The following is a 650-nucleotide window of genomic DNA, read 5'->3' on the forward strand; positions in this document are numbered from 1 at the left end:
TGCCGGCGCGCCCAGGTCACGAATGAAGCTGTTGGGGTCGATTGGCTGATGTCGCTTGAATTCCGTGTGTGCCCGCTCCAACTGATCCGCTGCGATCAATTGATGCGCTGGCATGTAGGCCCCATCCAACAAACTCTGCAGCCCCCTGAATCGCGTATTCAGGTCCTCAAAATTCGGCAACCGCTCGTTCATCAGGCTTCTGAACTGATTGCTCAGCACCTGCACGTTGGCAAGGTTTTCCGGCGCCGTGCCGAGGGTGATCGAGAAACTGCTCAGGTCCATGAGTTTCTTGCTCACGTCGAGCTGATCGACCTGGGTCAGGGTGTCCAGCCCCGGCACGACGGTGAGCAGGTTGCTTTGCAGGTAGGCGGCCAGTTTTTCGGTGGCTTCGCGGTTCCCGCACAGGGCCGCCACGCAGACGAATTCGGTTTCCAGGCGATGGCGGATCTGGGCATCGTTGCGGAAGTCGTAATACCAGGCGGCACGGTGAAAATGGCCGGCGACGATCATGTTCAAGCGGTCTTCGCGAATGACCTGCAGACGCTTGTGCCAGTGGCTGAGCAGCGTTTGCTGCCGGCGGACGGATGCTTCCATCTCCGCCCGATTGACCAGATGATCAATGCCACGCTGGCCTATAGCCTCGCCGTGCA

General features: G+C 59.5%; 1 protein-coding gene. It reads right to left on the minus strand.

What is annotated here, in order from left to right:
• Positions 1 to 650 (minus strand): hypothetical protein (locus AC1Q6D_RS33150; RefSeq protein ID WP_492618506.1); only part of this gene is annotated, 650 nt, incomplete at both ends.

The sequence above is a fragment of the Pseudomonas sp. MT92 genome, assembly GCF_058792515.1.